General features: G+C 67.4%; 15 protein-coding genes. 5 read left to right on the top strand and 10 right to left on the bottom strand.

Going from position 1 to position 15,213, the window contains the following annotated elements:
• Positions 1–119 precede the first annotated feature (119 nt).
• Entirely contained in the window at positions 120–1,067 is a 948-nt protein-coding gene (pip, locus tag AC3WTC_RS01090; RefSeq protein WP_424842501.1) for a prolyl aminopeptidase, read from the bottom strand.
• A 148-nt stretch (positions 1,068–1,215) separates the two neighbouring features.
• Between pip and AC3WTC_RS01085 the strand changes: the two genes are divergently transcribed.
• Entirely contained in the window at positions 1,216–1,887 is a 672-nt protein-coding gene (locus tag AC3WTC_RS01085; RefSeq protein ID WP_492710130.1) for a TraX family protein, read from the top strand.
• 10 nt (positions 1,888–1,897) lie between these two features.
• Here AC3WTC_RS01085 and AC3WTC_RS01080 read toward each other — a convergent pair whose 3' ends face one another.
• From AC3WTC_RS01080 to AC3WTC_RS01060, 5 genes are all read right to left on the bottom strand, one after another.
• Positions 1,898–3,253 carry an AMP-binding protein gene (locus AC3WTC_RS01080; protein WP_492710128.1) on the bottom strand — a complete coding sequence of 452 codons (1,356 nt, stop codon included), beginning with the start codon at positions 3,251–3,253 and terminating at the stop codon, positions 1,898–1,900.
• Entirely contained in the window at positions 3,250–3,831 is a 582-nt protein-coding gene (locus AC3WTC_RS01075; protein ID WP_492710127.1) for a hypothetical protein, read from the bottom strand. The genes AC3WTC_RS01080 and AC3WTC_RS01075 overlap by 4 nt, the downstream gene beginning before the upstream one ends.
• Before the next feature lie 78 nt (positions 3,832–3,909).
• A complete protein-coding gene (locus AC3WTC_RS01070) occupies positions 3,910–5,709 on the bottom strand; it encodes a hypothetical protein (protein ID WP_492710125.1) in 1,800 nt (599 codons plus the stop codon).
• Positions 5,706–6,683 carry a hypothetical protein gene (locus tag AC3WTC_RS01065; protein WP_492710124.1) on the bottom strand — a complete coding sequence of 326 codons (978 nt, stop codon included), beginning with the start codon at positions 6,681–6,683 and terminating at the stop codon, positions 5,706–5,708. The genes AC3WTC_RS01070 and AC3WTC_RS01065 overlap by 4 nt, the downstream gene beginning before the upstream one ends.
• A 2-nt stretch (positions 6,684–6,685) precedes the next feature.
• Positions 6,686–8,266 carry an AAA family ATPase gene (locus AC3WTC_RS01060; protein ID WP_140226910.1) on the bottom strand — a complete coding sequence of 527 codons (1,581 nt, stop codon included), beginning with the start codon at positions 8,264–8,266 and terminating at the stop codon, positions 6,686–6,688.
• A 268-nt stretch (positions 8,267–8,534) separates the two neighbouring features.
• On the opposite strand from AC3WTC_RS01060, the gene AC3WTC_RS01055 reads away from it, so the two are divergent.
• The 4 genes from AC3WTC_RS01055 (at position 8,535) to xth (ending at position 11,561) form a co-directional block, all read left to right on the top strand.
• Positions 8,535–9,035 (top strand): hypothetical protein, encoded by a 501-nt coding sequence (locus tag AC3WTC_RS01055; protein WP_492710121.1) that lies wholly within the window; start codon positions 8,535–8,537, stop codon positions 9,033–9,035.
• A gap of 1 nt (position 9,036) precedes the next feature.
• Entirely contained in the window at positions 9,037–9,513 is a 477-nt protein-coding gene (locus tag AC3WTC_RS01050; RefSeq protein ID WP_051501603.1) for a hypothetical protein, read from the top strand.
• A 65-nt stretch (positions 9,514–9,578) separates the two neighbouring features.
• Entirely contained in the window at positions 9,579–10,691 is a 1,113-nt protein-coding gene (locus AC3WTC_RS01045) for a DNA glycosylase AlkZ-like family protein (RefSeq protein WP_492710119.1), read from the top strand.
• Positions 10,692–10,769: 78 nt separating this feature from the next.
• Positions 10,770–11,561: an exodeoxyribonuclease III gene (xth, locus tag AC3WTC_RS01040; RefSeq protein ID WP_492710117.1), complete on the top strand. Its 792-nt coding sequence runs from the start codon at positions 10,770–10,772 to the stop codon at positions 11,559–11,561.
• Here xth and AC3WTC_RS01035 read toward each other — a convergent pair.
• The 4 genes from AC3WTC_RS01035 to AC3WTC_RS01020 form a co-directional block, all read right to left on the bottom strand.
• Positions 11,558–13,276: a sensor domain-containing diguanylate cyclase gene (locus AC3WTC_RS01035; protein WP_492710114.1), complete on the bottom strand. Its 1,719-nt coding sequence runs from the start codon at positions 13,274–13,276 to the stop codon at positions 11,558–11,560. The genes xth and AC3WTC_RS01035 overlap by 4 nt on opposite strands.
• 70 nt (positions 13,277–13,346) lie before the next feature.
• On the bottom strand, positions 13,347–13,541 hold the full coding sequence (locus tag AC3WTC_RS01030) for a hypothetical protein (RefSeq protein ID WP_025874451.1): 195 nt from the start codon (positions 13,539–13,541) through the stop codon (positions 13,347–13,349).
• Positions 13,538–14,173 (bottom strand): DNA-3-methyladenine glycosylase, encoded by a 636-nt coding sequence (locus tag AC3WTC_RS01025; RefSeq protein WP_492710112.1) that lies wholly within the window; start codon positions 14,171–14,173, stop codon positions 13,538–13,540. Before AC3WTC_RS01025 ends, AC3WTC_RS01030 begins: the two co-directional genes overlap by 4 nt.
• A gap of 70 nt (positions 14,174–14,243) precedes the next feature.
• Positions 14,244–15,194: a cation diffusion facilitator family transporter gene (locus AC3WTC_RS01020; RefSeq protein WP_025874453.1), complete on the bottom strand. Its 951-nt coding sequence runs from the start codon at positions 15,192–15,194 to the stop codon at positions 14,244–14,246.
• Positions 15,195–15,213: the final 19 nt, after the last annotated feature.

Here is a 15,213-nt window from a genome sequence, read left to right as displayed (position 1 = left end):
GGCGGCCAGTCGCTGGCCAGTGGCGCTATTGTCCGCTCTCGTATTCAGCAGGCCTAGAGGCCCGTGGGTTAGCCCGGCTATACCTTGGTATAGAAAAAGGGGCCGTTGGCCCCTTTTGTTCAGCTGCGGTCCGCGAAAGCGTCGGTGGCCCGCACCAGGGCATCGGTCGTGGCCGCTTCGTTGGCACTGTGGCCGGCGATGACCATCTCCAGCCGGGCTTCCGGCCACGCCTGTGCCAGGTCCCAGGCACTGCGCGGCGGACAGATGATGTCGTAGCGCCCCTGCACGATGACACCCGGCAGATGGCGGATGCGATCAATGTCGCGCAGCAGCTGGCCGTGCTCGAGGAAAGTGTTGTGGCGGAAGTAGTGGGCCTCGATGCGTGCCTTGGCCAGCGTATCGAGCGGATCGGTAGCGGACACCGCGTCGACGTCGTGCAGCAGCGTGGCGGCATTGTCTTCCCAGCCCAGCCACGCTTGTGCCGCGGCGATGCGGATGGCTTCGTCGGCGTGGTCCAGGCGTTTCCAGTACGCGTCGAGCATGTTGCCGCGCTCGCTTTCCGGAATGTGCGCCTGGTAGCGATCCCAGCGCTCCGGGAAGATCCAGCGCGCACCGCCGTTGAGCTCGGCGAACCAGCGGTTCTCTTCCTCGCGCCCCAGGAACACGCCGCGCACGATCAGCCCGGTGGCTCGGTCGGGATGCGCCTGTGCATAGGCCAGCGACAGGGTCGAACCCCAGGAGCCGCCGTAGACCAGCCAGCGCTCGATGCCCAGGTGTTGGCGGACCTTCTCGATGTCGGCCACCAGATGCTGCGTGGTGTTGTCGCGCAGCTCGCCGAAGGGCGTGGAGCGGCCGCTGCCGCGCTGATCGATCAGCACGATGCGGTAGCGCCTGGGGTCGAAGAAGCGGCGATGGGTGGGCGAGATGCCAGCGCCCGGACCGCCATGCAGGTACACCACCGGAATGCCATCGGGCGTGCCGCACTCCTCGACATGCAGGGTGTGCAGTGCATCCACGGGCAGCGTGTGTTCGCGGTACGGGGAAATCGGCGGGTACAGCGTGCGCATGGCGGTGCCTCACAAGCAGGGAGTACAAGGATAGCGGGGCACATCGACCAGCGTCATCCGCCCCAGGTTCAAGTATTCTTTGCGTTCAAGGGGTAGTGCCGTCGGTTCCTGGCGATATCGACCCTGCAGGACGCAGAGGATGGATGGCATGAGCGCGCAGGACGTCGCTGCACGATACCCCCCGGCGCGCAGCGCCCTCGGCAGCAGCGCCCGCGAGCTGCTGAAGTGGCTCGCGCTGCTGTCGATGACCGGCGATCATGTCGCCAAAGTGGTTTTCGGCGGCTATGTACCGGTGGTCAGCGAGCTGGGGCGCATCGCCTTCCCGCTGTTCGCACTGGTGATGGCCTGCAACCTGGCACAACCAGGGGCGGATCTGGGCAAGTCGATACGGCGCCTGTCCGCATGGGGCCTGGTTGCGCAACCCCTGCATATGCTGGCCTTCGGCCACTGGTTGCCGCTGAACATCCTGTTGACCTTCGGCCTGGCCGCTGTAGCGGTGCACGCGCTGGCCAATAACCGGCAGCTGTTGCTGCTGGTGGCGGGTGGGCTGCTGCCGTTCTTCGTGGATTACCAATGGGTGGGCGTGGCATTCGTGATGCTGGGCTGGATCGCATTCCGCCACCGGGCTTACTGGCTGCTGGCGTTCGGATTCGGTGGGCTGTGCTGGGTCAATGGCAATGGATGGGCATTGCTGGCCATCCCGCTGGCGCTGGCGGCCGCGCGCGTGCAGTGGCGGCTGCCACGATGGCGCTGGGCGTTCTACGTTTATTACGTGGCGCACCTGGCGGTGCTGGCCGCCTATGCGCACTGGCTGCGCTGACGCAGGGCACTCATCGCGGCGGCGAACTGCTCCCGGCTACGTCGCTGGAGTACTGCAGAACCTTGTCTTCGCGCTGCAGCGCAATGACATCCACCGGCTGTCCTCGCAACACCGCGCGCAGGCAGCGGATCGCCTCGGCGGAGTAGCCCAGCTCTGCAGGTGGCAACGACAATGCAACGCGGCCATCGCTGTGCTGATGCACCACGTATCGTGACAACGGCAGCGCAGCCAGCGCATGGGTCAGGTCGATGTTGTTGATCCACTGCTGGTCGGCGGTCAGATAGCGTACCGGACGTCGCCCCTGCAGGCCGACGATCATCGGCGTATCGCCGGCCATGGCCAGCGCGCCGCGGTCGCCGGTGCGGTAGCGCAGCAGCGGCAGGCAGAAGTTGAATCCGCCGCTGAGCGTGATCTCACCGATCTCCCCGGGCGGCAACGGCGCCCCGTCGGGCCCGAGAATTTCCACATACATGCGCGGCTGCAGCAGTACGTGGCCGCCGGCTGCATCGTCATACACGGCCAGCGGGCCCGCTTCGTTCATTGAATACAGATCGAGCACCGCGCAGCCAAAGCGCGCGGCCAGGGCCTGGCGCAGGCCCGGAGACAGCGCCATCGATACCGACAGCAGCGCCTGCGGCCGGTGCCGTACGGGCAATTCCAGCAGCGCTGCGAAGGAAATCGGATCGCCGGCGATCACTTCCGGCTGCATCTGGTCGATGTAGCGTGCGCGGTCCTCAGGATGGCGCCAGTCATCGGGATGCAGGTTGATCTTGGCCAGGCCGGATTCGTCCATCGTTGGTGTCACCGAAACATAGGTGAAGCACCGCTGCTGCATGCCCAGCAACATCACCCCCATCTGGCCGCGGCCGTGCGCCAGGGTGATGCCGAAGCGCTGCAAGGCGCGCTTGTGATGGGCCAGATAGCGTGCCGCCACCACCGGATGCGATGGCAGTACCAGTGGATGGCCGGTGGTGCCGGTGGTGCGGAAATTGATCATCCGCTCCAGCGGTACCGGGTCTGGCACGAAACGGGCGATGTCCGCTGCGAGGTCGCCACGGTGGACCGGTGCAATGTCGGTGAAGGCGGCTGGCATCGCCTGCGCGCGGTAATACGGCACCTGCGCAAATACCTCGGTCACATGCGCCTGCAGCCACGGTGGCGGTTGACCTGGCGTCCACTCGAAGCGCGCGCAGGCGATCTCCCGTTCGTAGCCGCGCAATGCCGTCACCTCATCGGCAAGCAGGCGGTTGCCGCTGGCATTGCGGAAGATCGGCGCCGCCGGGTGCTCGCGCATCTGCTGCAGCATCGCCAGGCCCGCCGCGCTCAGCGTGGGATAGCGATCGGCATCGGTCGGCTCGCGGCTCACTCGCGGGTCCACTTGTCCGCAGACTCTTCGGCCGCCTTGCGCGCCAAGGCCTCGCGGATGGCACGCGCGCGCGCTTCAGCGGCGCGGCTGGCATCGAGCAGGCGCTGCCGTTCCACGCCGCTGACCCGGGCCAGGCGATCGGTCGCCTGGGCCGCTGTTTCACCCTGCGGCAGCAGGCCCAGCCGGGCCACCACGGTGCGCACCAGTTCTTCGCGGCGCTCCGGATCGAACACGAACCGCTCTGCGCTGGTACTGGCCGCCAGCGCCGGCACCGCTTCGGCGAACAGGGGCATCCACGCCTCCGGGGCGATATCCAGTGCATTCCAGTACGCATCTGCCATCAGCCATGCGGTCACCGCTGAAAGCGAGAGCTGGTTTGCATCCACGCCGGCCAGATCACCCGACAGCGTTGCCCGCAGTGCAGGGGGCAGGTGCAGCGAGCGTGCGGCAAAGACATCGCCCACCACCGCCGCGACGTGCAGCCGACCGCTGCCGGCGCGGCGCGGTGGCTCGAGGAAATCGGGCGGCATGTCCAGCAGGCGCCGCAGCAGAACGTCAAGGGAGGGGCCGGAGAGCATGGTCAGGTTCCAGACTTGGCAAATACCTGGGTGGAAGGGCAATCGTCAGAGGTGCTGCGGGCGCAGCGCGGTCCACGATCATCGCTGCACCCGCATGTCGCCAGGGCCGTAGTGCTGCTGGCTGAAGGCGCGCGCGAACTGCAGCAGGTCGGCCATGTCGCGCACCACATGGATGTTCCATCCCGCGTCGCGTGCGCGCAGCAGATCGCCGGTCCATCCCGCGTTGCCGGCATCGGCGATGCGGGATGGCAGCGGGCTGAACAGGTTCAGTGCCATGGTGCCGCCACCGCCGGCCACACGCAGCGCTCTGGCGGCCACGTCCCAGCCGCTGTTGCCGCGCTCATCCTTGTCGAACATCGTGGTGATGCCGTCGTCGGAGATGTGCAGGATATGCACCGCCCGTGCATGCGGCGGACGCTCGGCATAGGTGTCACGCAACCGGTGGATCGGAAACGCGGTGGCGCCACCGAAATAGCCGGTAAGCACCTTGAGGATGTCGTCTTCCGAACGCACGAAGCCGTCGGTGTGCAGGTGCTGCCCGGTGCCGCTCCACAGCGTGGCCTGTACGCGTGCACCCACGCGCAGCGCCGACAGCGCGATGATGGCGCCGGCCAGGGTCTGGAACGAGATCCATGCCTGCGGGTTGGGCATCGAACCGGAACTGTCCACGTACAGATCCAGGTCCACCGGTTCGGCAGCGGGTTCACGGCCGGGTGCCAGCCCGTGCACACGCTGTACCGTCGTCAGCCCGGGAATCACATGGGGTGACTGCAGCACCGATTGCAGCCAGTCCACTGCGTCCAGTGCATCGCCGGCTTCCCAGGGCTGCAGCCCCTCCGGCAGCGGCTCCAGGGCCTGCGGCTGCGGCCGCGACGGGTAGCGGATCAGGTGTGGCAGCGCGCGCTCGCGGTAGTAACGCACGGCGATCTGATGGTCATCCAGGTCCAGGCCGGCCGCGCGCAGGATCTGCCCGTACTCGAACGGCTCGCGCATCTGTCCTGGCGAGTGCGCAGGGTCCCCAGCGAGCGCATCCGCAGGCAGATCGCTCTTCTGCTGTGCGTCGCCGCCGCGCTCGTCGCCGGTGATGCGTGGGTCGGATGCAGGGTGCGGCGCCGGCGCCAGCTCGTCGTCCTCCAGTTGCCCAAGGCCGACCGGTTGGCTTCCCTGGCCGGCGTGCCGGGTATCCATCAAGGCATCCACCCGCGCATCCTGCTGTGATTCCAGCAGCCAAGGCAGCAGTAGCGTGGCGAAGCGGCCAGCGCCGATCATCCAGTCGCTGGCGTAGACGCGCACGACGCGTGCACCGAGCCAAGCATCGCCCTGCAATGCGCTGTCGTCGGCCGAGCCCCCCAGCGTGCCGCGCGGCTGCTGCCACAGTTCCTCGTAGATGCCCATGTACAGCTGCCAGACCGGCGAGCTGGCCTGCGCCGGTTGTGCGGCCAGGCGTCGATAGATCGCATCCATGCGCAGCCCGCTCTGGCGCTGCAGGCGATCGTTGATGAGCAGGTCGGTGTAGAGGTTGGCGACCATCGGTGCATGCGCTTCCAGCGTTGGCAGCGCACGGCGGATGCGCGCCAGCAGCCGTGCATGGTCGCTGGCGGTGGCAGGCGCCAGCACGTGGTGGCCGATCTCGTGGGCGAGGATCTCCAGCGCGTAGGGTTGCAGCTGCAGGCGCTGTACTTCCTCCAGATCGATGACGATGCGCTGGTCGGCGAGGCGGATGGCCGCGAAGCTGCCGGTCAGGCCCTCGGCGGCCGCCTGCATGCGCGAATGGCACAGCTTCGGGTCCTGAAGCCGGGTGAAACGGCTCCATGTGGCCAGTGCCTGTGGCCAGGCCTCGCGCCAGGGCTGCAGCGGATCAGCGACCGTGGCACTCATTGGGGTGGCAACACATGCACATGGTGCGACCACGGCGAGAACAGGGCGATGCCCGACGCGCCGGAGACCGCACACAGGTCGTCCTTGGACAATGCCGCCGCCATCCACTGCACGCCCAAGCGGGCGGTCACATCCGGCGCCGGTCCGCTGCTGCTGCCCGCTGCGTATTCGGCGGCGCTGGCAGGCAGCAGGACGGCACCGAAGGCATCGGCGAGCAGCAGGAAGTACCCGCCTGCACTTTCGACCACGAAGCCCTCGGTCGTTGCACGAACCTGTGGCGGTGCCGGAAACGCGCCGTCCAGGCCGCTGAAGCTGCCGACACGATGCCCGCGCAGGTCGACGCTGCCCTGCCGCGGATTCCACCAGCGGTCCTGCTCAAGCTGGACCCGGACGGAGGCCAGATCACCCGCATCGATGCCCAGCACGGCGGCCACCGTATTCGCGGGCAGGGCATCGATACGGGCAAGGGCAGGGCGGCGCAGCTGCACCATCCCCGCCTGCCAGGCGCAGAGCGCTCCGATGTCGCGCAGTTCCGGCAAGGATGTACACCCGCCTGCATGCGCGGCCATCGCATCGATCCATTGCGCGACGCGAATGTCCGGACTGGCGCCCAGCCGCACCACCGCATTGCTGATGGTGCCGAGGGTCTCGCGCGGCGCGTGGGCCAGCAACTGGGCGAGGGCCGGGGCCAGCGAGCGCCAGGCCTGCTCGACCCACGGGAGACGCGCCTTCGGGCCGGCATGGCCCTGCGCCACCAGCTCCAGACCGATCTCGAAGGCGGCCTCGCACGTGCTCTGCGTTGCCGACGGGTGATGGCGCTGGATGGCCTGGCAGAGGGGGTCGATGGTCTGGGTGACGAACGCGCTGAAGGCGGCCATGTCCAGGCCGGGCCAGCGGTGGCGGGCATCGGCCACGGCCTGGTTCAGCACGGAACGGCGCGCGGCCAGCAGCTCGGCGAGAACGGCGGAAACCACGATCAGCGTGCCCGCAGCCAATGCAGGTAGTTGGTGTAGCGCTGGTGCAGGTACTTCAGCTTCAGCAGGTCGTCGTACAGATGGCCGTACAGCTTGCGTCCCTTCACCCGTTCGTCCACCAGACGCTCGATGCGGGTCAGGCGCTTGCGCGTTTCCGTCTCGGTCATCCCATCCAGGCCCCGTTGGAACTGTGCCGACAGCTCGCCCACCGGATCGTCGCGATCCAGATCCAGCCGGTCATATTCGGCATTGGAGGCATCGAGCAGCCAGCGCAGCCAGCTGAGCCGATCGCTGCGATAGGGCGCATTCTCCGGCAGGGCGAAGAAGGGAGCATCAAGGTCCGGTTGCAGCTTGTCGTTCAGCACGAAGGGCAGTACCTGGCGCACATCCTCCAGGGCAACGGCAGGGCTGCCGCGGAAGTACGCCATGGCCTTGGCGAACATCAGCAGGGTCATCAGGTTGCGCACCGACAGGCCGTTGCGGGTCTGGCAACCCAGGTCCTTCATGCGATCGCGGCCGCTGTCGGCAGCGGTTGCCTGCGCCCATTCGGTGCCGGCCAGGCGCACGGTGTCCTTGGTCAGGTACTCGAACTGGGCGCCGGCGGTTTCCATCAGCTCGAACTGGCTGCTGAAGAATTCGATGCGGCGGCGCACGTCCTGCGGTACGTCGACCGCGCGGATCTCCTGCAGCAGCTGGTCGCCCTCGGCCTCGCTGAAGATGATGTCACGCGGCACGACCTCTTCCGGGCGGATGTCCTGCTCGATGCGCAGCAGCATCTCTTCCAGGAACCGCGGGTTGAAAGCCAGTGCCTGCACCACCACGTCGATGCGGTCGCGCAGGGCTTCGATCACCTGGTAGGTACCGCCGCCGCGATCATCGTTGGCGGTCAGGTACCAGGCCGATTCCGGGCATTCGTAGACGTGGTTGAGGATCTCGGCGTAGTTGTCGCCCATCACCGTCAGCAGCGCGCTCTGGGTGCGGGTGGGAATGCGGTTGTATTCGTCGATGATCTTCACCCGCATCCCCAGCCACGACCGCCAGGCAATGCGGATGTCCGCCATGTCCTGCGCGGCCACCAGGTCGGCGGGCAGGGGGTTGCCGAGCAGATCGGCGATGGTCATCTGCGGGTGCCCGTGCTGCATCGCCCGGCGCACCTCGCGGACCGGATAGCCGGCCAGGACGCCCATCAGGATCGCGCTGGCGGTCTTGCCGCGCCCTGGCCCACCCACGAACAGGCACTTGCGGCGGGTGGCGAAGGTCAGCAGCGGCAGCAGCACGTAACTGGAATAGCTCTGCGCCGATGGCAGGGTCAGCGGCCGCCGTGTGTCACCCACCGCGAACGAGGCGGAGGGGCCTTCGTGGTACTCGATGTCGTAGTGAGGGCTGATGATCGCGTTGTTGACGATCCAGAAGTAGGCCTGGCGCAGTTTCTCGTCCAGCCGCAGGGGCGCTGCGATTGCGTCGTCCTGCAGGCGCACCGGCCCTTCGTACAGCTCGGCCACATCGAATGTGCGCGGTGCCGTGTCGGTGCGCGGGTTGGTCGGCGCCTGCGACAGGCGCTGGAACAGGTTGAACGGTGGCACGCGATTCCCTTGGCTGTGGCCTGCTGGGGAGATTGTAAGCGGCGGGCCAGCGGATCCGGTGCGCAGCGAGCGCTGGCGGTGCGGCCAGTCGCGGATCCCGAGACGCCGCTTCTAGGAATTTCCCTACGCAGTTTCGTGGACGTTTCCGATGGTTGCATGGGTGTTCGAGGCCTAGACTGAGGTGATAGCGACACTATTGGATGGCGTGTTCTGCTGGGGAAGGCAGGCGCGCGCGATACATCCCCAGCCGGGAGCTGTTCGAGTGCACATGAAAGGATTCCTGCCGGGCGCTCTCGCCTGCGCCCTGATGGCTGCGGCCGGTGCTGCAGGCGCGCAGACGCTGGGCGCCGCCGCCAGAGCGAGCGCCGATGGATGGATCGGGCGCGAGGCATCGCAGCTGTTGATGCAGTTGCGCGTGGATGGCGGCCGGGTGCAGATCGAGGAAGACGATGCAACGCTGGAAACACGCTACACCTGGCGCACGGTCGTACCGGCCTACACCGAGCAGGTGAAGGTGGGCGGTGGCGAGTTCCTGTACATGGAACCGACCGGTACCAGCGGCGAGCGTCCGGTGTTCGCACCGATCATCGTCGAGGACGTGCACCATGCCGAGCAACACCGCTGCGACATCACCTACATCGCCGACCGTGATGGCGTGGTACGGCGCTGGCAGCACCGCGGGCCCCACTGCGATACCGATATCGTCGGCCCGGACGCGCGTCGCCCAGGCAGGTCAACCCCGGCCGCTTCCCGCAACCAAGGACACTGACATGAGACAGCACACCCCCTTCCGTGTTGCCGGACTGCTGGCCCTGGCGATCGGCGCATCACTGTTGATGCCGACGGCCTGGGCCAAGCCTCGGCATGGTGTGGTCGAAGACATGCAGCCGATCGAGAATCGAGGCGAGGACACCTCCGAACGCACCAAGCGCGGCCGCAGCATCGGCGAGCGGCTGGGCAAGATCGGCGGTGTTCTGGCGGGTGTCGGCCTCAGCAGTGCCGGGCAGACCGAAGCAGGCTATGTGGTCACCAATGTCGCCGCCAACAGTGGCGACAAGATCGGTGGCTCCATCGGCGAGAAGATCGCCGGCGAAGGCCCCACCACCCGCTACATGGTGAAGGTGCGCCTGGACGAGGGCCGTGTGCTGTCAACCACGCAGTTGCGTGAACAGGTCGCAGGCCTGCAGGTCGGCAGCCGGGTCATCGTGGACGGCACCGGCGACGATGCCCGCATCGTGGCCGAGTAAGGCCAGGCGCGCCTTGCGCGGATGACGTCCTGCAGCGGGACGGCCGGCAGTCCTACAATCGGCCCATGCCGACCTCGCCGACCCTCGATGATCTGCGCCGCTACGCCGTAGCCCGCACGCTGTTCACGCCTACCACGTTGCTGACAGCGATCCGTCGGCTGGGCTTCGTGCAGGCCGACCCCATCCGTGCGCCCGCACGCGCCCAGGACCTGACCCTGCGGCACCGGGTGAAGGGCTACCGGGCCGGGGATCTGGAGCGCCGCTACAGCCGACTGCCGATCGAGGAAGACTTCCTGGTCAACTACGGCTTCCTGCCGCGTGAACACCTGTCCCTGATGCATCCCCGGGTGTCCCGCAGGCCATGGGACGCGAGCACGCGGCGCAAGGCAGCCGACGTGCTGGCGTTCGTGCAGGAGCGGGGGGCGGTGCATCCGCGCGAAGTCGACCAGGCGTTCGCGCATGGCCGGGTGACCAACTACTGGGGCGGCACCAGCAACGCCAGCACCCACCTGCTGGACGGCATGCACTATCGCGGCATGCTGCGCATCCATCGTCGTGACAGCGGTACCCGCATCTATGCCGTTGCGGCACATGCCCCGGCCGATGGCGGCAAGGCTGCACGCTTGCAGCGCGCCACGGCACTGATCGATCTGGTGGTGCGCAAGTATGCGCCGCTGCCTTCGGCGAGCCTCACCTATCTGGCGCGGCTGCTGGGCTATGGCGCACCGCATCTGGCGGAGGAGATCCAGCAGGCACTGCGGTTGGCGCGCGAGCAGCTGGCGGGCTTCAGCATCGATGGAACCACCTGGTACTGGCCGGCCGACGAGAACCCCCGTTCGCGGCGCTACCAGGCCGATGAACAGGTGCGGCTGCTCGCGCCGTTCGATCCGGTGGCCTGGGATCGGCGACGGTTCGAACTGCTCTGGGGCTGGGTGTACCGGTTCGAGGCCTACACCCCGGCGGCCAAGCGTCGCTTCGGCTACTACGCGCTGCCGCTGTTGTGGCGCGACCAGGTGATCGGCTGGGCCAATGTCGCGGCGAAGGATGGGCAGCTGCAGCCCAGCTTCGGTTATGTCGATGGCAGCGCACCAAGGGACGTGGCATTCAGCAATGCGCTGGAGGACGAGCTGGAGCGGATGGCGAACTTCCTGCCAGGGACGGGCCCGGCAACGCCGTGATCGTGCGTGCGGCGTCCTCCACGCTGCCTGCATGCCGCCTCGCCAATACTGCAGGCCCGCCGCTCGGGTACTTCCGCAATGGCTCGCCGCAAGACACTGCGCATTGCCACGTTCAACGTCAATGGCATCGGCACGCGCTTGCCGCATCTGCTGTCCTGGTTGCAGCGTGAAGCGCCCGACGTGGTGGCGCTGCAGGAGCTGAAGGCGGTCGATGCCGCTTTTCCGGTCGACGCGCTGGAGCGGGCAGGGTATGGCGCACTGTGGCTGGGTGAGGCGCGCTGGAACGGGGTGGCGATACTGGCCCGCGATGCCATGCCGATCGAAAGCCGGCGCCGCCTGCCCGGCGAACCGGCCGATACGCAGAGCCGGTACCTGGAAGCTGCCGTGCATGGCGTTGTGGTTGCGGCGCTGTACCTGCCCAACGGCAATCCTCATCCGGGGCCGAAGTTCGACTACAAGCTGCGATGGATGCAGCGGCTGATCCGCCATGCGCGCACCCTGGTCGATCTTCCGCACCCGGCACTGCTGCTGGGGGATTTCAATGTCATTCCAGACGACGAGGATGTGTACGACCTGGCCTCGTGGCGGCGCGATGCGCTCATGCAGCCGGAGGTCCGCGATGCCTTCCAGCAGCTGCTGGCGCAGGGGTGGACCGACGCCCTGCGCGCGGTTCATGGCGACCAGCGCATCTACACCTTCTGGGACTATTTCCGCCAGCACGCCGAACGCGATCGCGGCCTGCGCATCGATCATCTGCTGCTGAACCCGGTACTGGCCAAAGGGCTTGAGGATGCCGGTGTCGATCGTTGGGTGCGGCTGCAGGAGAAGGCCAGCGATCATGCCCCTGTGTGGGTCACCGTTACCCGCTAGTCGGCGCTGCCCGGCGGACGCATCTCGCGACGTACCCTGGCCCGCGTGCGATACAGCCGGCTGTCGGCCTTGTGGATGGTTTCCGCCACGGGTTCGCCGGGGACGTTGACGGCGGCGCCCATCGAGAACGCGGTGGGAGCACGCGCGGCGTTGCCCGCATACCAGGCTTCCAGCGCAGCCAGCCGCCCGGCCGCCGGTTCGATCAGCGCCACCAGGAACTCGTCGCCGCCCAACCGCACTGCCGCCTCATTGGCCTGCAGCGGCGCGCGCAGGAAGTCGGCGAACTCGACCAGGACCGTGTCGCCACGACGGTGCCCCAGGGTGTCGTTGACCTGTTTGAAGTGATCCAGGTCGAACACCAGGCAGGCCCACGCCCGTGAGGCGACGTCGTCGAGCCGATGCAGGTACCGGCGGTTGTGGCACTGAGTCAGCGGATCCTTCAGCGACAGTTCGCGCAAGCGCTCTTCCTGCAGGCGCAGCGCGGTCACGTCCTGGGCGTGGCCGAGCACGAACGGGGGATGGGTCTCGGTGTCCAGTACGTTGTTGTAGGCCCAGTAGCGGCGGGTGCCATCGGCGGCGAGCAGCTCGATCACGCCCGCGTCGGTATGGTTGGCTTCGATGCGCCGCAGGTAGGCCTTGAACGCCTCGCGCTTTTCCGGCGGCATCAGGTCGCACAGGCTGCGGCCAACCATCTCGCTTTCCGGGTAGCCCAGCGACTGCACGGCTGCCGGATTCACCGATGTCACGGTGCCGTCCAGCGTGTGCGTGCAGATCAGGCCCAGGCTGTAGTGGAAGAGGCGGCGATAACGCACCTCGCTGGCTTCCAGCGCGTCCACCACCGCGCGTTCTTCGGTGATGTCCTGGATGGCACCGACCAGCCGTGGCCGGCCCTCCACCTGTTGCCGGGTGCCCACCACGCGGGTCCAGATGCTGCGGCCATCGGCGGTGGTCATCGGCAGCTGCACTTCCCAGGGCGTGCCATGTTCGGTGCAGCGCTGCACCGCCGCCTGGATGATGCTGCGGCTGTCCGGACGATAGAACGACAAGGCCGATTCGAATGTTGGCTGGTAGCTGGAACGCACGCCGTGGATCTGCTTGGTCTCGCGCGTCCAGCGCACTTCGCGGGTGGCCAGCTCCAGCTCCCAGCCGCCGACCTTGGCGGCGGTGTTGGTACGTTCCAGGAAGTCCTCGCTGCGCTTGAGATCGCGATGCAGCGCCTGTGCCTGGTCGATCTGCCGCAACAGCGCACTGCGCTGCTCCAGCACCTGGGTGGTAACCCGGCCAAGATGGACCATCAGCTCACGTTGCGACGGTGACAGCACGCCAGGCAGGGTGTCGAGCAGGCACAGCGTGCCGATGCGCGCGCCATGGGCAGTGGCCAGAGGGATGCCGGCATAGTGGCGCACCCTGGGCCCGGCGGTGACCAGCGGGTTGTGGGCGAAGCGCGGATCCTGCCGCGCATCCGGAATCTCCAGCAGCGCGTCCTGTTCGATGGCGTAGGTACAGAACGAGATGGAGCGCGGCGTTTCGCTGACGTCGCCCAGGCCGATGCTGGATTTGAACCATTGCCGTTGTTCGGCAACGATGGAGACTAGGCCGATGGGCATGCCGGTGGCGGCGCGCGCGGCGGCGACGATGGCATCGAACACCGGCTCGGGCGGCGTATCGAGCACGCCCAGCCGTTCGATTTCGCGAAGTCGGGTGGCCTCATCCATGGCTGTCCACGCTAGTACCCGGTCTGTTAGCGCCCTGCGTACGGCAGTGATGCCGTCGTGATGCGCCTGCTCATGGCTGTTGCAGGGACGCCTGCAGGGCGCTGGCCAACGCGGCGTCCCCGGAGACGAGGTCTTCCCAGCGCAGTTCGAGGCCCTTCCGCCGTCCCTTCTCGACCAGCTTCAGTCCGCTCGGGTCCAGGGTAAGCGTATAGGCCTGGCCGGCGATGGTCAGTTCACGGCGCAGCGGTTTGTCGAGAGGTGTCATCGGGGGCTCCTTCGCGTTGAGGCGCGGGCAGGGCGCACTGAAACGTGACGATGATCGCGAACATGCCAGCGCCAAGGAAAATCCACTGCCCGGGTGATGCCGATGCGTGGGCCCACCACCGCATCGTCGGGGGGCCGCGTGCCGTCATCCACGAGGGTGATGCCGTGGCTGGCGGTGACCAGATCGGCGCCATCAACGCACCGGTCCAGGCCGAACGCCTGCGACAGTTTGCCGGGACCGCTGGCGAGGTCGTGATCGTGGCGGGCAGCTGGCCGCAGCGGGTACATCCGTTCCTGTCCGGCAACCGGCTCTGCCGCGCGCAGCAGTACCGCAACACCCTCGCCGACCTCGCCGCAGACCACATTGCTGCCCCAGTGCATGCCGTAGGTGAAATACACATACAGGTGCCCGGCCTCGCCAAACATGCTGGCGTTGCGTGCGGTCCTGCCGCGATACGAATGGGCAGCCGGATCCTCACTGCCGGCGTAGGCTTCGACTTCGACGATACGCGCTGCACGGCCGTCGCTGCGCACCAGCAGCTTGTTGAGCAGGTCCGGTGCAACCACCGTCGACGGGCGCCGGTAGAAGGTGCGGGGTATCGGTATCCAGGTATCCGGCAGCCAATCCATCATGTTGCGGCAGTGCTCGCTTCCCAAGCCTGCTTCAGTGTGGCGTGCAGCGGGTGAAGCCGCCGCCATCGATTCACTCCGGGTCAGCCAGCGCCGCGCGCCGCCTGGCGAAGACTTCCGGCGTCTGCGGTTTCACGAACAGCGCCACCAGTTCCGGGAACTCCTGCTTCACCGCACCCTCGATGCGGGTGATGCAGGCTTCGATCTGCGGGGTGGTGCGGTCGTCCTCGAATTCGGCGCTGAGCATGGCCACCACCTGTTCCGGGCCCATCTGCATGGTGGTCACGCCATTGGCACGGCGCAGGTCCGGATCGGTCACGGCCACCGCCATGATGCGTTGGGCAACGGCCGGGTGGGCAGGCTCGCCCACCAGCAGGCCCTTGGTTTCCCGCGCCAGCAGGAACGCGGTCAGCGCCAGCACGCCGGCAATGCACAACGAGGCGACCCCATCCAGTACCGGCATTTCCAGCAGCTGCGCGGCCAGCAGCCCGACGAGGGCAAAGCCGAGGCCGAGCAGGGCGGCACTGTCCTCCAGCAGTACGGTGAAGGTGGACGGGTCCTTGCTGCGGCGGAACGCCTCGAAATAGCCCAGCGTGCCCTTGCTGCGCCGGAACTCGCGCAGTGCAACCCACCAGGAGGCGCCTTCGAACAGGATGGAAATACCCAGCACGCTGTAGCTGATGGCGTGGTTGGTGGCCGGTTCCGGCTGGCGGATGTGCTGGATGCCCTCATAGGCCGACACACCGGCGCCGGCGGCAAAGACCAGCAAGGCGACGATGAAGCTCCAGAAGTACAGCTCGCGACCGTAGCCGAACGGGTGCAGGGTGTCGGGGGCCTTTTCGGCACGGCGCAGACCGTACAGCAGCAGCACCTCGTTGAGGGTATCGACCAGCGAATGCACGCCTTCGCTGAGCATCGCGGAGCTGCCGGACAGGCCGGCGGCGATGAACTTGGCAACGGCGATGGCGAGGTTGCCGGCCAGCGCGGCGTAGATGACAAGGCGGGAGCCTGAGGGTGCGGCCATGTGCGGGAATGCTGGCAGG

This window comes from Stenotrophomonas sp. FW305-C-20-S1 (genome assembly GCF_058783335.1).
Note: the sequence above shows the minus strand (reverse complement) of the source record. Positions and strands in the feature narration are given on the sequence as shown.